Below are 14,218 nucleotides of genomic sequence, written 5' to 3'. Positions count from 1 at the left end.
GCTGTGACTTTGCTGGCTGATGACATGGGCCTAGCGGACTCCTGCGAGGGTGAGGGACGGCAGGAAGCCCATGCGCTCATAGACCTGGCCGAGGGTCACGGACGCGATTTCCCGGGCGCGTTCGGCACCCTGGGCCAGCAGCCTGTCCAGTTCCGCCGGATCCGCCATCAGTTCATTGGTCCGGTCCCTGAGCGGCGTAATGAAGTCCACCATGACGTCCGCGAGGTCCTTTTTGAGGTGGCCGTACATCTTGCCCTGGTATTCCGCTTCAAGCTCGGGCACGGACTTCCCGGTGAGCGTCGAGTAGATGGTGAGCAGGTTGGAAACCCCCGGCTTGGCTTCGGCGTCGAACCGGATTTCCGTTCCGGTGTCAGTCACTGCGGACTTGATGCGCTTCGCGGCGATCTTGGGGTCCTCCAGGAGCTGGATGGAACCGTGGGGCGATCCGCCCGTCTTGGACATCTTGGCAGTCGGGCTCTGGAGGTCGTAGATCTTGGCGGTGGCCTTCAGGATGGTGGCCTCGGGCACCGTGAACGTGTGGCCAAAGCGGGTATTGAAGCGCTGGGCCAGGTTTCTGGTCAGCTCCAGGTGCTGCCGCTGGTCCTCGCCGACCGGGACGAGGTCGGTCTGGTACAGGAGGATGTCCGCGGCCATCAGGGTCGGGTAGGCGAACAGGCCAAGCGTTGCGGAGTCCGCGCCCGACTTCTGCGTCTTGTCCTTGAACTGCGTCATGCGTGAGGCCTCGCCGAAGCCGGTGATGCAGTTCAGCGCCCAGGCCAGTTGGGCATGCTCGGGAACATGGGACTGGACGAAGAAGATGCTCTTATCCGGGTCGATGCCCGCCGCAATGTACTGGGCAGCCACCACACGGGTGCGCTTGGCCAATTCTGCCGGTTCGAAGTCCACGGTGATGGCGTGGAGGTCAGGAATGAAGAACACGGCGTCGTATTCAGCCTGCATGTCCACCCAGTTGCGGACGGCGCCTATGTAGTTGCCCAAGTGCAGCGAGTCCGCTGTGGGCTTGGCGCCGGAGAGGATGCGTTTCTTGGTCACCGTGGAAGTCGAGCTAGTCATTGTGCGAAAAACCTTCGGGCTTAGAGCTGGTAGTCCACTACCAGCGGTGCGTGGTCGGAGAAGCGGGTGTCCCATGACGGTGCCCGGTCCACGGTCGCCGAAATGGCGGCGGCTGCGAGGGCGGGAGTGGCCATGTGGTAGTCGATGCGCCAGCCTGTGTCGGTGTCAAAGGCCTTGCCGCGCTGGGACCACCAGGTGTAGGGGCCGTCGACGTTTCCCGCCAGGCCCCTGTGGACATCCCTCCATCCGATGTCTTCGCCAAAGAAGCGGTCAAAATAAGCGCGTTCCTCAGGGAGGAAGCCGGCCCGCTTGACGTTGCCCTTCCAGTTCTTGATGTCCAGCTCAGTGTGGCCCACGTTCAGGTCACCCACCACAAGGGCGTGGTCGCTGTGCTTTGCCAGCTCGGGAAGACGGTTCTCCATTACGTCCAGGAAGCGGAACTTGTCGTCCTGCTTGGGGGTCCCGGCCTCTCCGGAGTGAACATAGGCGCTCACCACCGTCAGCTGGACCGGGGCCCCGGCGGCGTCCGTCAAACGGAAGTCGGCCTCAACCCAGCGGCCGGCGGTGGCAAAGTAGTCGTCTCCGATGTGCGGACGGGTGGCCAGCGGCTCGGTACGGGAGGCAATGGCCACGCCCGCACGCCCCTTGGCTTCGGCTTCTTCATGAAGGACGAACCAGCCCTCGCCCAGGAGTTCACGGACGATTTTGTCCGGCGCCCTGACCTCCTGCAGGCAAAGAATGTCCACCTCGCGCGGCTCAAGCCACTCCGCCATGCCGTTCCGGTAGGCAGCACGGAGGCCGTTGACGTTGACTGATGCGATGCGAAGGTGGTCCTTCTTCAATGCCGAGCTCACCCGCTCCACTCTAGTCGATGATGGTTCCGCTGACAGGTTCGTCAGCACCACCGGAGGACTTGATCATGTCCCTGGCATTGGTGGCCGTGATTTCGATGGTTTCCAGGGCGCGGCGGATAGTGTCCTGGTCCGCGGCGGCGTCCTTGGCCCGTTCCTGCTCCACGACGCGAACCTGGACCTGGACGATCTTGAAGGAGTGGTCCAGCTTCATGTCACGGACCTCTTCAGATTCGCTGCGGGTCCGGACCAGTCGGGTGCCGCCGTGGTCGGCACTGCCCGACGACGGCGCCCGGCCGGTCGCGGCGTTGAAGGCGTTCTGCGCCTCGTTCAGCTTGGCGGTCGCCTTCTTGGCTGCCTTCTGGATACTGAAGACGACGAACGTTGCCAGCGCGAGCCAGAAGCCGGCAATGACCGCCACAACCCAACCGACGACGTCGTTCTGGTTGGCGGCAAAGATGACGGCCACAACGAAGGCGACGACAAACACCATCATTCCCGGGCCGCTGATTCGCAGCATGGAGAACCCGCCCTTGGCCGGGTTGGACGCAGAGTGAGGGTTACCCAAAGTTCGCATGGGTCCATTGTCTCAAACCCCGGGGCACGGGAAAGGACGCTTCCACCCCGGGCGAACGTTACTTCAGGAACAGCTTGCGCAGGCGACCGGCCGTGAGCATAACGCCCAGCACGATCATCACCACGTAGTACCCGATGTGGATGGCGGTTGCGGGGGTGAAAATTCCCACGCTAATCTGCCGGAGCAGCTCCACGCCGTGCCACAGCGGCATGGCCTGGATCAACCACTGGATGTACTGCGGGTAGACGCTCAGCGGGTAGAACGTTGCGCTGAAGAGGAACATCGGCAACATCACGAAGTTGATCCAGTCCATTTGCTGGAAGGTCTTCATGAAACTGGTGATGCCCATGCCGAAGCTTGCGAAACCGAAGGCGATCAGCACCGAGGCGGGAATCATGAGGATGGCCCACGGCGTAGTGATCAGCCCCATGACACCCATGACAGCGGTGAACCCGGTGGCGTACAGCATGCCCCGCAGCAGAGCCAGGAAGATCTCGCCCATGGCAACGTCCAGCGGGCCCAGCGAGGTATAGAGCATGCCCTGGTACAACTTGGCGAAGTTCATCTTGAAGAAGACGTTCCACGTGGAGTCATACACGGCGCCGTTCATTGCGGAAACCGCCAGTAGCGCCGGTGCGATGTACGCGGCGTAACTGATTTCCTGGCCGCCGGGCCCCTGTACGGCACCCACGATCGCGCCCAGGCCCACCCCCATGGAGATCAGGTACAACACCGGCTCGAAGAAGCCGGAGAGCATCACCATCCAGTTGCTGCTCTTGGTGGCCATCAGGCCACGCGCGATGACGGCTTTGACGTTGCGTGAGTACAACGGCCCGAAATGGCGGTTCCGCGCCGCCTCGGTGACGCTGTGGCCTCCCGGGCCGTGGCTTTCAGCCAGGATGCTCATTGCCCCAGCCTCCGGACGAACTGTCTTTTGGTGAGCACCCATCCTGCGACGGAGAGGCCCACCAGGAACACGAGGTGCAGGATGGTGAGCAGCGGTGGTTCCTCATAGCCGTAGCTGAAGACGCGGCCCAGTTCGGTGCCGTGCCAGATCGGAGAAATCCAGCCGATCCACCGCACCGCGAGGGGCAGGGTATCGAGCGGGAAGAAGGTTCCGGAGAACAGGAACAACGGTGTCACGATAAACCTCATCACCATGGCGAACTGGCCCTTGTCGTCCTTGATGGAAGCGGCATAGGCCATCAGCGGCAGGCCGAACGAAAGGCCTGCGAGAGTGGCGACCAGGATGGACACCCAGCCCCAGCCGCTGGGTGAGGCTCCGAAGAGCGCCACCACTGCGAAGTAGATGGCGGACTGCAGCAGGAACCGCAGCGTCACGGCCATGATGTGGCCGGACGCGATCTGTTGCGGCGTCAGCGGCGAAGCGTGCGGCCCGTAGTAAACGCGCCGCCATTTGAAGCCGTCCATGACCGGGAACGTGAATTCGTTGGCGGCCGTCATCACGGCGGCCGAGATCAGCAGTGCGGGGGCAATGAATGCCAGGTAGCTGACCCCGCCGAACGCTGCACCGCTGTTGGTGTCCACCAGGGTGGCCAGGCCCACACCCATGGCGAACAGGTAGGCGACAGGCTGGCCCACGCCGTACATGACGATGGTCCAGCCGTAGCCCTTCATGACCCGGAGGACCTGCTCCGCGTAGTAGAAAGATCCCCAGCGGCGGGCCCGGGCCGCTGAGACCGCCGGCGAGTGGGCGCGTAGCGTGGCAGGCCCGGCGGCTCCGTGGCCGCCGGGCTCCGCCACGGCGGGTGCGGACGGCTCAGTCAACGAGGCTCCTGCCGGTGAGGCGGAGGAAGACATCCTCCAGCGATGACCGGCGCACCAGCGACGTGAGCGGACGCAGGCCGCGGGCGGACACCTGCTCCAGGGCCGCCTCGCCGTCGTGCGCGTAGATCAGTACGCGGTCCGGGAGCGTCTCCAGCCGCTCTCCGATTCCCTCGAGTTCAGCACCGATCGTGGCGTTGCGTTCCGAGCCGAAGCGCAGCTCCAGGACCTCCCGGGTGGAGTATTCACGGATCAGGCTGGACGGGGAGCCCTCGGCCATGATGCGTCCCTTGTCCACAACGATGAGGCGGTCGCACAGCTGTTCCGCCTCGTCCATGTAGTGCGTGGTCAGGATGAGCGTGACGCCCTGTTCCTTGAGCCGGAAGAGCCGGTCCCAGAGGATGTGCCGGGCCTGCGGGTCCAGGCCGGTGGTGGGTTCGTCCAGCAGCAGGATCCTCGGTTCGTTGATCAGCGAACGCGCAATGGTCAGCCGCCGCTTCATGCCGCCGGAGAGTGCGTCGACCTTGGATTTTGCCTTGTCCGTGAGCTGGGCGAACTCCAGCAATTCGTCGGCCTTGGGCCGGAGGTAGCTCATGGGCAGTCCGAAGTAGCGGCCGTAGACAAGGAGATTGTCGCGGACCTTGAGCTCTTCGTCGAGGTTGTCCTGCTGCGGCACCACACCGAGGTGTGCGCGCACTTCCGGGCCGTGGCTTTCCGGATCCAGCCCCATGATGGACAAGCTTCCGGAAGTGCGCTGGGAAACGCCGCCGATCATCTTCATGGTGGTGGACTTGCCTGCCCCGTTCGGGCCAAGCAGTCCGAAGGCCTCGCCGGCCGGAACGCTGAAGGAAATGCCGTCGACGGCGGTGACGTCGCCATACGTCTTGGTGAGGTTTTCGGCGGTGATGACGTACTGCATCTGGTCGCCCCGGGTCTGGCTGCGGGTTTGTTTGCTTGAGAGTTCTTCGTTGGACACAAGTTCAGGCACCCACACAACGTTAGTACGCACGTTCGAACAAAGAAAGAGCTGGATCTCAAAAAATCCATTCGATGTGGATGGCCGGCAAGCGTCCCGGGGTAGTGCCGCTAGGCCTCCCTTTAAAGCCCGCAGGGCGCTTGCTCCCTGGGGAGCAGGCGCCCTGCGGGCTTCCTTCAAGATGGCAGGCCTAGGCGGTACCGGCGCTTTCCGCTGCCAGCTTGCGTTCCGCGGCTTCGACCACGTTGGTCATGAGCAGCGCCACGGTCATGGGACCGACGCCGCCAGGGTTCGGCGAAATCCAGCCAGCTACCTCGGCAGCTGCGGGATCGATGTCTCCGTGGACCTTGCTCTTGCCAGTCTCAGGATCCGTTTCACGGGTGACGCCGACGTCGAGCAGGGCCGCACCCGGTTTGACGTCCGCGGCCTTCACAATGTGCTTGGCACCCGCCGCGCCCACAATGACGTCCGCCTGCCGCAGGAGCTGCGAGAGGTTCTCGGTGCCTGTGTGCGTCAGGGTCACGGTGGCGTTCACCGACCGTCGGGTGAGCAGCAGCCCGATCGTGCGGCCGATGGTGACACCCCGCCCGACCACAACGACGTGCTTGCCGGAGAGGCTGTAACCGTTGCGCTCCAGGAGCTCGATGACGCCGCGGGGCGTGCACGGCAGCGGCGAGGTGATCTCGCCGCTGACATTGAGCACCAACCGGCCAAGGTTCGTCGGGTGCAGGCCGTCGGCATCCTTGGCGGGGTCAATCCGTTCAAGGATGGCGTCGGTATCCAGGTGCTTGGGCAGGGGCAGCTGCACGATGTAGCCGTGGCAGGCGGGATCCGCATTGAGTTCGTCAATGAGGGCCTCAACCTGGGCCTGGGTGGCATCCGCCGGAAGCTCACGCTGGATCGAGTTCATGCCGATCTCTACGGACTGCTTGTGCTTCATGGACACGTACAGCTGCGAGGCAGGGTCCGCACCCACGAGCACGGTGGCAATGCCCGGAGTAACTCCGCGCGCCTTCAGCTTGGCGACACGCTCAGCCAGCTCGGACTTGATGGCGGCAGCGGCGGCCTTGCCGTCAAGGATCTTCGCGGCCTGCGCCATGGACGGGGTCACCACTGCTCGTGCTGCGGGTACAGCGGGAAGTCGGCGGCGAGCTTGTCCACGCGGGCCTGCAGGGCTTCCACGTCGGTGGCGGAGCCGGCCTTCAGGGCGGTGGCGATGATCTCCGCAACCTCGGTGAATTCCTCGGCGCCGAAGCCGCGCGTGGCCAGGGCGGGAGTACCGATGCGCAGGCCGGAGGTGACCATCGGCGGGCGCGGATCGAACGGAACGGCGTTGCGGTTCACGGTGATTCCCACCGAGTGCAGGAGGTCCTCTGCCTGCTGGCCGTCCAACTGCGAGTTGCGCAGGTCCACCAGGACCAGGTGCACGTCGGTGCCGCCGGTGAGCACGGAAACCCCGGCCTCGGCGACGTCAGCCTGGTTCAGGCGGTCGGCGATGATCTTGGCACCTTCGAGGACACGCTCCTGGCGCTCCTTGAATTCAGCGGTGCCGGCGATCTTGAAGGCAACGGCCTTGGCTGCGATGACGTGCATGAGCGGTCCGCCCTGCTGGCCTGGGAAGACGTTGGAGTTGAGCTTCTTGGCCCATTCCTGCTTGGCCAGGATCACACCGGAACGGGGGCCTGCGAGGGTCTTGTGCACGGTGGAGGTGACGACGTCTGAGTGCGGCACCGGGCTGGGGTGCAGGCCTGCGGCGACGAGGCCGGCGAAGTGCGCCATGTCGGTCCAGAGGAGTGCACCAACTTCATCGGCGATGGAGCGGAAGGCTGCGAAGTCCAGGTGGCGCGGGTAGGCGGACCAGCCGGCGATGATTACCTGGGGCTTCTCGGCGATTGCCTGTTCGCGGAGCTTGTCCATGTCGACGCGGAAGTTGTCCTGCTCCACCTGGTACGCGGCGACCTGGTACAGCTTGCCGGAGAAGTTGAGCTTCATGCCGTGCGTCAGGTGGCCGCCGTGGGCCAGGGAGAGGCCCAGGATCTTGTCGCCGGGGGTGATCATGGCGGACAGCGCTGCTGCGTTGGCCTGCGCACCGGAGTGCGGCTGGACGTTGGCGTATTCGGCGCCAAACAGGTCCTTGACGCGGTCGATCGCCAGCTGCTCGGCGATGTCCACGTATTCGCAACCGCCGTAGTAGCGGCGGCCCGGGTAGCCCTCGGCGTACTTGTTGGTGAGGACGGAGCCCTGGGCTTCCATGACAGCGCGCGGGGCGAAGTTTTCGGAAGCGATCATTTCCAGGGTGCCGCGCTGGCGGCCAAGCTCCTGGTCAAGTACGGCGGCGATCTCGGGGTCGAGCTCAGTCAGCGGCAGGTTACTGACGGTCGAGGAAGTGCTGACGGAAGTCGGTGAAGTGGTCACGAAGAACTCCTGGCTAGGGATGGGCGCTGCTAAGGTCAGGCTACCGGCTGTGACGCGGCTCCGCCCCTTGGTTACGGGCAAGGCAACGCCAGGGCGTGGCAGCGGTTAAACTGCCGTCCGGCAAAACATGACCCTCGGCCCAGGCGTACGATCCGTGGTCTTCGTCAGTGCCGCTCCCTGATGGTTAGCCATCCAACGCCAGTTGCGACCGGTTAAGACTATCAAAACCCTTCCGAATTCCGGCGAAAGCACAGCCTCCGGCGCGGGTAGGCTGTTCTTCGTGACTGAAGACCAGCTTTCCTCCGCCTACGTACTGACCCTCTCCTGCCCTGACCGGCCCGGCATCGTGCACGCCGTAGCGGGCGCGCTGCTTGTGGCCGGCTGCAACATTACGGACTCTCAGCAGTACGGCAGCCAGACCACCGGCACGTTCTTCATGCGGGTGGAGGTCACTACTGCGGCTTCGCAGTCAGACGTTCACGCTGCGCTGGAGCCGGTGGCCGTGGCCTTCGGCATGCAGTGGAGCCTGAACCCCGCGGGCCGGAAGGTCCGCACACTGCTGATGGCCAGCAAGTCCGCGCACTGCCTCAATGACCTGCTGTTCCTCCAGCGCTCCGGCACGCTCCCCATCGAAATCCCCGCCATCGTCTCCAACCATGAGGACCTGGCCGGGCTGGCGGAGTTTTACGGCATTCCGTTCCACTACATCCCGGTCACCGCTGACACCAAGGTTCAGGCCGAGGACCAGCTGCGGAAGATCATCGCAGAGGAAGACGTTGAGCTGACCGTCCTGGCCCGCTACATGCAGATCCTGTCCAACGAACTGTGCACCGAGCTCACCGGCAAGGCCATCAACATCCACCACTCGTTCCTGCCGTCCTTCAAAGGTGCGAAGCCGTATCACCAGGCCCATGCCCGCGGCGTGAAGCTGATCGGTGCCACTGCGCACTACGTCACAGCCGCCCTGGACGAGGGGCCCATCATCGAGCAGGAAGTCATCCGCGTGGATCACCGCCGCACGGCAGAACAGTTTGTGCAGATGGGCCGGGATGTGGAAGGACGCACCCTGGCCCAGGCCGTCCAATGGCACGCCGAGCACCGGGTGCTGCTGGACGGAAACCGCACCGTCGTCTTCAACTAGGCCGGGCAGGACGTGGCACAGGCCGGCGAGGACCCCCCAGCGCTGCACCACAGCGGGGAGGAGCGGCTGGCCGCGTTCTACAACCAGCGCGCCGTGCTTCATCCGGAGCATCCGCTGACACCCCAGCGGGTGCAGCAGCGGGAGCGGTTCATTGCGCGGCTGAAGGCCGAAGGCAGGCACGCCGTGCTGGAGATCGGTTCCGGCCCGGGGGTCGACGGGCTGAAGTTTGTCCAGGCCGGCATCCACTACACGGGCGTGGACATCTCCGAAGAGCAGGTCCGCCTCGCCACGGCCAAGGGACTGAATGTCTCGGTCGCCAGCACGCGGAACCTGCCCTTCGCCGACGGCGCCTTCCCCGCGGTGTGGACCATGAGCACCCTGCTGCACATTCCCAACAGGGACATCGACGACGTCGTCCGCGAACTCGTGCGGGTGGCCTCGCCGGGGGCGCCGATCGCCGTCGGGCTCTGGTCCGGGGAGGATGAAGAAGTACTCAACCCCGAGGACGAGATCCAGCCCCCGCGCTTCTTCAGCCGGCGCAGCGACGCGGCGCTCCGGCGGATCTTCGGCCGGCACGGCGAGATCGAGGAATTCGTCACCTGGCCGGAGGGCGCGGGTGCGGAATCCGGGCCCGGTGCCGGCCAGTGGACGCAGCACTACCAGTTCCTGGTATTCCGCACTCCCCTGGCCTGACCCAACTGACTGGGAATTGACGTCGCGAAACCCGCGATTGACGACGTTACGTGCGAGACAGTCGGGGAAGCGAGTCAGTCCGGGGCGCGAGTTGGTTGGGAAAACCGGGAGGGTCTACGCTCCCCTGCGGGTGCTGCCCATATATCCGCCGAGGAAAGCGCCGGCGATAACCACGAGTGCCCCGAACCTCGCCAGCCCGACGCCGAGCCTGCGCCTGCCCCGGAGCCGCGCAGCCCAGGATCCGGCGAAGATCAGCACGGCCGCGGCGTTCAAGCCCGCATGGACGATGCCAACCCGCTGCGTTCCCCGGTCGGCCAAAGCCCACTCGGCCCATCCCGACAGCGCGGTGGGCACTGCTGAGATGACGCCGAGGCCCATCAGGCGGGTTGCCGCCCGCTGGGTCCCTTCATCCGGGTACAGGTCGAGGAACATGGCCATGAACCATGCGCCGAAAGGCAGATCGGTAAGGACGCCGTGGACCGGTAGACCGGTTGCGTCGCCGTGGAAGAAGCTGCGAAGATGCCTGTTTTGGACCAGGCGGCCGGCCTTCGGCTCGGCCGCACGGACGGCAGGGTCAAGGGCCTCCAGCTGTTCAATCCGGCGCATCAGCCGGCGGAACCGGCTGAGCCCGCCCCATCTGTCCTTCCGCAGGTGAAGTCCTGGCAACTGCAGTCCTTGAAGGTCCAAACGCCGTAGTTCCATGGCCCAATGTTAATGAGGCACATCAGGGGCGTCACTAGGCAAAAAGTCCGCGGTGCGGTGCCCTCCTCTGAAGGCTGACGGGACGGGTGTCCTAGGCTGGGCTCATGGCTCCTCTATATCCATTCGCCGGCACCAGCCCGGACGTCCACCCTTCCGTTTTCGTCGCCCCCAGCGCATCAGTGATCGGCAACGCCACCCTCGCCGAGGACGCCAGCGCGTTCTACGGCGTCTCGGTGCGCGCGGACACCGCCGCCATCACCGTGGGGGCGGGCAGCAACCTGCAGGACAACGTGGTGCTGCACGCCGACCCGGGATTCCCCTGCAGCGTCGGGGACCGCGTCAGCGTGGGGCACAGCGCCGTCGTGCACGGGTGCACCGTTGAGGACGACTGCCTCATCGGCATGAGCGCAACCATCCTCAACGGTGCGGTGATCGGCGCCGGCTCGCTGGTGGCGGCCGGCGCGGTGGTGCTCGAAGGAACCGTTATCCCGCCGCGCTCCCTGGTGGCCGGGGTCCCGGCCAAAGTCCGGCGTGAGCTCACCGACGAGGAGTTCGACGGCGTGAAGCGCAACGCCGCGCACTACCGCGAACTCGCGCAGGCGCACCGGGAGCTCCATGCCGGCTAGCAGCTGATTGATCCCGTCGGGAAACAGGCTTCGGCGGGCTCAACAACCCACGGTCAGTCCAGGCTGATCGGTCCCAGCGCGTCCAGCAGCTCCCCCGGCCCGGGGTTCCCGGCCGCTGAGCGGCCGCCGAGGTGGTTCACCACTCCCCACACCGCGTTGAGGCCCGTGGTAACGGCGCCTTCGGCCCAGCCGGCAGTGAAGGAAACGTCGTCGCCGGCCAGGAAGATTCCGCGCTGGGACTCCGGAAGCCTGTCCTGCTTGAAGTGGGTGAACAGCCGCTGCTGGTACCGGTAATGGCCGGGCAGGTTTGCCTTAAAGGCGCCCATGAAGTTGGGGTCCGCCTCCCAGGAGACCGTGATGGGCTGGCCGATGATGTGGCTGGCGATGTCCACACCCGGGTAGATCTGTTCCAGGGAATGCAGCATGAGCTCCACCCGCTGGTCCGCGTCAAGCGCGAGCCATTTCAGGGCGTCGTCGTTCCAGGTGTAGGAGAGCAGGATCACCGCGGGCTTGTCCGGCCCGTTGTCCAGCAGGTAGGTGGCGCGGTTCAGCCGGTCCGTCAGTGTCATGGACAGGACGTCGCGGCCGGTGTCCGGGTCGGTGTCCTTCCAGAACGGGCGGTCCACCATCACGAAGGTCTTGGAGGACTGCATGTAGTGCGAGCGTTCAATCGCCGTCCACAGCTCCGCCGGGAACAACGCTTCCTCGGTGTGGATCCGGGTGGACAGCAGCCAGGACTGGCATGTGGTGACGACCGCGGCGTAGCTCGCTTCCCTGCCCCAGCGTTCGCGGAGGCGGAGATCGCCGTTGGCGTCCCGGCTGATCCGGTCCACGGCACCGCGCGGTGAGCCTGAGTGCAGGGACGCCAGTGACGTCCCTTCCGGCCAGTGGGCCATGCCCGACGGCGTGTGCTGCCACAGTGCCTCGGGGAGCCGCTGCGCTCCTCCGGCAATGAGGCGGTGCTGGTCATCAGCGTCCGTATATACGACGCGCAGGATTTCAAGGATGGAGTTGGGGAAGTCGGTGTCCCAGCCGCCGGTCCCGAATCCCACCTGTCCGAACGCCTCGCGGTGGGCGAAGCCCGCTTCCTTGAAGGACTCACTGGCTGCGATGAAGCCGTAGAACGTCTGTTCGTCCATCAGCGGCAGGAGCTCGTTCCAGATCTCCTTGATCCTGGCTGTGTCCCGGGCCCGGATGGCGTCCTGCATTTCAGCGAACATGGCGCCGTCGTTCACTGCGGCCTTCCAGGCGTCGGCCACTTCACGGAAAAACGGCGGCAGGTCCGAGGGCGTGCTTGCGTAGTGCTTCTGTCCGGCCAGTTCGATGACGGTACTGGAGGTGGCAGCGGCCAGCGGGTTCGGGAACTCCTGGGTCTGCAGGCCCAGCAGGTCCACGTAGTGGTAGAACGCCTTGCCGGACACCGGGAACCGCATGCCGCCGAGGTCAGCCACCACCCCGGGGGCCGACGGGAAGCTGGCGGTCCGCAGCCGGCCGCCGATCTGGTCCGCTTCGTAGATGACCGGGCGGAGGCCCAGCTTCATCAGTTCGTATGCCGTGACCAGGCCGGACAGACCCGCGCCGACCACTGCCACTTCAGTCCCGTACAGCTCGGGCGGGACGGAGCCGAGGCCGTCCGGGTGGGCCAGGTAGTGGTCATAGCTGAAGGGGAAGTCCGGGTTCAGCATGGTGATGGGGGCGTCAGCTGCCCGCGCCGCTGCGGCGGCGGCTTCCGGGCCCGGGGCCGCAGCGGGATCGATGGCCGGCAGTTCGGTGGCGATGGTCATGAGAGGTCTGCCTTCGTCGGTTCGGGGGTGGACAGTGTTGAAGCTTGGGGCCCGCTCAGTTCACGGTATTCCTCGTGGCCCAGCGCCGCCACCCTGGAGTTCTTCCGGCCGTAGCCGAAGTAGGCGGCCAGGCCCACCAGCATCCAGATGCCGAACACCGCCCAGGTGTCGGCGCCGAGGTTGGCCATGAGGTAGGCGCACATGAGGGCACCGAGGATGGGCGTCAGCGGGAACAGCGGCACGCGGAAGGTGCGCTTCAGTTCGGGCCGGTTGCGGCGCAGGTAGATGACGGCCACGTTGACCAGGGCAAAAGCGAACAGCGTTCCGATGCTGGTGGCGTCCGCGAGGTCGCCAAGCGGTACCAGCCCGGCGGTGAGGGCCACGAGGACGCCCACGATTACGGTCCCGGCAACCGGGGTTCCGGTTCGGGAGGAGACGCGTCCGAAGATCCTGGGGATGAGGCCGTCGCGGGACATGGAGAGCAGGATGCGGGTCTGGCCGTATAGGACTGTCAGGACGATGCTGGCGATGGCCAGGACGGCGCCGACGGCGAAGACCAGCGCGATCCAGGGCTGCCCGGTGGTCTCTTCCAGGATCTTGACGAGCGCTGCCTCGGTGCCGTCGAACCAGCCCCAGGGACGGGCGCCGATGGCGGCGACAGCCACGAGGACGTAGATGGTGGTGACGATGACCATGGAGAGCATGATGGCGCGCGGCAGGTCCCGTTTGGGGTTGCGGGCTTCCTCACCGGCGGTGGAGGCGGCGTCGAAGCCGATGTAGGAGAAGAACACCGTGGAGGCAGCGGCGGAGACACCGGCGGCGCCCATCGGCAGGAGCGGTTCGAAGTTGCCTGCGTTGAAGGCCGTAAAGGCCACGGCACAGAAGAAGAGGAGGATTGCCACCTTGACCACCACGATCGCGGTGTTGATCCAGGCGCTTTCCCGGGCGCCGCGGACCAGCAGGATGGTGGCCAGGACCACAATGACCATGGCCGGGATGTTCATGATGCCGCCGTCGCCGGGCGGCTGCGAAACGGCGTCCGGCAGGACCTGCCCGAAGACTGCCAGGGTTTCGTTCACGTACTGGCCGGCGCCGACGGCCACAGCGGCCACGGACACTGCATACTCCAGCACCAGGCACCAGCCGCAGATCCAGGCCATGCCTTCGCCCATGGTGGCGTAGGTATAGGAGTAGCTGGATCCTGCCACCGGGACCAGGCCGGCCATCTCGGCGTAGGAGACGGCGGAGAGCAGGGCGGCCAGGCCGGCGATGGCGAACGAAATCCAGATGGCCGGTCCGGCCAGCGGCACCGATTCGCCGAGGATGACCAGGATGCCGGTTCCCAGCGTGGCGCCCACGCTGATCATGGTCAGCTGCAGGACTCCGAAGCTGCGGACCAGCTTGGTCCCGCCGTGGCCGTTTTCAGCTTCGCTGACCATCTGGCCGATCGGCTTGCGGCGCAGCAACTGCGCGGCAAGGCCCGGACGGCGGGCAGCTGCCGGCGGCCGGCCGGTAAGTGTAGGCACAGTCATCATTGACGTCCGTTCGTGAGTAGTTATCGGCTTTCCCCTGGACCAGCTTAGGTTTGTGAGCC

The 14,218-nt window shown here is 65.5% G+C and carries 14 protein-coding genes; 3 read left to right on the top strand and 11 right to left on the bottom strand.

Annotated elements, in window-relative coordinates; all coding sequences use genetic code 11:
* Positions 1–30 precede the first annotated feature (30 nt).
* From trpS to glyA, 8 genes are all read right to left on the bottom strand, one after another.
* Entirely contained in the window at positions 31–1,074 is a 1,044-nt protein-coding gene (gene trpS, locus ARTH_RS05690; protein ID WP_011690983.1) for a tryptophan--tRNA ligase, read from the bottom strand.
* Between the two features lie 20 nt (positions 1,075–1,094).
* Positions 1,095–1,928 carry an exodeoxyribonuclease III gene (locus ARTH_RS05685; protein WP_043430432.1) on the bottom strand — a complete coding sequence of 278 codons (834 nt, stop codon included), beginning with the start codon at positions 1,926–1,928 and terminating at the stop codon, positions 1,095–1,097.
* Between the two features lie 10 nt (positions 1,929–1,938).
* Positions 1,939–2,502 (bottom strand): hypothetical protein, encoded by a 564-nt coding sequence (locus ARTH_RS05680; protein ID WP_011690981.1) that lies wholly within the window; start codon positions 2,500–2,502, stop codon positions 1,939–1,941.
* A 58-nt stretch (positions 2,503–2,560) separates the two neighbouring features.
* On the bottom strand, positions 2,561–3,409 hold the full coding sequence (locus ARTH_RS05675; RefSeq protein WP_011690980.1) for an ABC transporter permease: 849 nt from the start codon (positions 3,407–3,409) through the stop codon (positions 2,561–2,563).
* Positions 3,406–4,290, bottom strand: a complete 885-nt coding sequence (locus tag ARTH_RS05670) for an ABC transporter permease (RefSeq protein WP_011690979.1) — start codon at positions 4,288–4,290, stop codon at positions 3,406–3,408. Before ARTH_RS05670 ends, ARTH_RS05675 begins: the two co-directional genes overlap by 4 nt.
* On the bottom strand, positions 4,283–5,206 hold the full coding sequence (locus ARTH_RS05665; RefSeq protein ID WP_043430427.1) for an ABC transporter ATP-binding protein: 924 nt from the start codon (positions 5,204–5,206) through the stop codon (positions 4,283–4,285). Before ARTH_RS05665 ends, ARTH_RS05670 begins: the two co-directional genes overlap by 8 nt.
* Before the next feature lie 247 nt (positions 5,207–5,453).
* A complete protein-coding gene (locus ARTH_RS05660; protein ID WP_011690977.1) occupies positions 5,454–6,362 on the bottom strand; it encodes a bifunctional methylenetetrahydrofolate dehydrogenase/methenyltetrahydrofolate cyclohydrolase in 909 nt (302 codons plus the stop codon).
* Between the two features lie 8 nt (positions 6,363–6,370).
* Positions 6,371–7,678, bottom strand: a complete 1,308-nt coding sequence (gene glyA / locus ARTH_RS05655; protein ID WP_011690976.1) for a serine hydroxymethyltransferase — start codon at positions 7,676–7,678, stop codon at positions 6,371–6,373.
* Between the two features lie 280 nt (positions 7,679–7,958).
* Here glyA and purU point away from each other — a divergent pair, with 280 nt between their 5' ends.
* On the top strand, positions 7,959–8,819 hold the full coding sequence (gene purU / locus ARTH_RS05650) for a formyltetrahydrofolate deformylase (RefSeq protein WP_011690975.1): 861 nt from the start codon (positions 7,959–7,961) through the stop codon (positions 8,817–8,819).
* Between the two features lie 12 nt (positions 8,820–8,831).
* Entirely contained in the window at positions 8,832–9,512 is a 681-nt protein-coding gene (locus tag ARTH_RS05645; protein ID WP_011690974.1) for a class I SAM-dependent methyltransferase, read from the top strand.
* A gap of 114 nt (positions 9,513–9,626) precedes the next feature.
* Here ARTH_RS05645 and ARTH_RS05640 read toward each other — a convergent pair whose 3' ends face one another.
* Positions 9,627–10,178 carry a DUF2231 domain-containing protein gene (locus tag ARTH_RS05640; protein WP_232223595.1) on the bottom strand — a complete coding sequence of 184 codons (552 nt, stop codon included), beginning with the start codon at positions 10,176–10,178 and terminating at the stop codon, positions 9,627–9,629.
* A gap of 140 nt (positions 10,179–10,318) precedes the next feature.
* Between ARTH_RS05640 and ARTH_RS05635 the strand changes: the two genes are divergently transcribed.
* Positions 10,319–10,840: a gamma carbonic anhydrase family protein gene (locus tag ARTH_RS05635; protein WP_011690972.1), complete on the top strand. Its 522-nt coding sequence runs from the start codon at positions 10,319–10,321 to the stop codon at positions 10,838–10,840.
* Positions 10,841–10,893: 53 nt separating this feature from the next.
* Here ARTH_RS05635 and ARTH_RS05630 read toward each other — a convergent pair whose 3' ends face one another.
* Complete coding sequence (locus ARTH_RS05630) at positions 10,894–12,624, bottom strand: flavin monoamine oxidase family protein (protein ID WP_011690971.1); 1,731 nt, start codon at positions 12,622–12,624, stop codon at positions 10,894–10,896.
* The gene (locus ARTH_RS05625) at positions 12,621–14,156 is read right to left on the bottom strand and encodes an amino acid permease (RefSeq protein ID WP_043430421.1); all 1,536 of its coding nucleotides are present in this window, start codon (positions 14,154–14,156) and stop codon (positions 12,621–12,623) included. Before ARTH_RS05625 ends, ARTH_RS05630 begins: the two co-directional genes overlap by 4 nt.
* Positions 14,157–14,218: the final 62 nt, after the last annotated feature.

Origin of the sequence: Arthrobacter sp. FB24 (assembly GCF_000196235.1) — a bacterium.
GTDB lineage: Bacteria > Actinomycetota > Actinomycetes > Actinomycetales > Micrococcaceae > Arthrobacter.
Note: the sequence above shows the minus strand (reverse complement) of the source record. Positions and strands in the feature narration are given on the sequence as shown.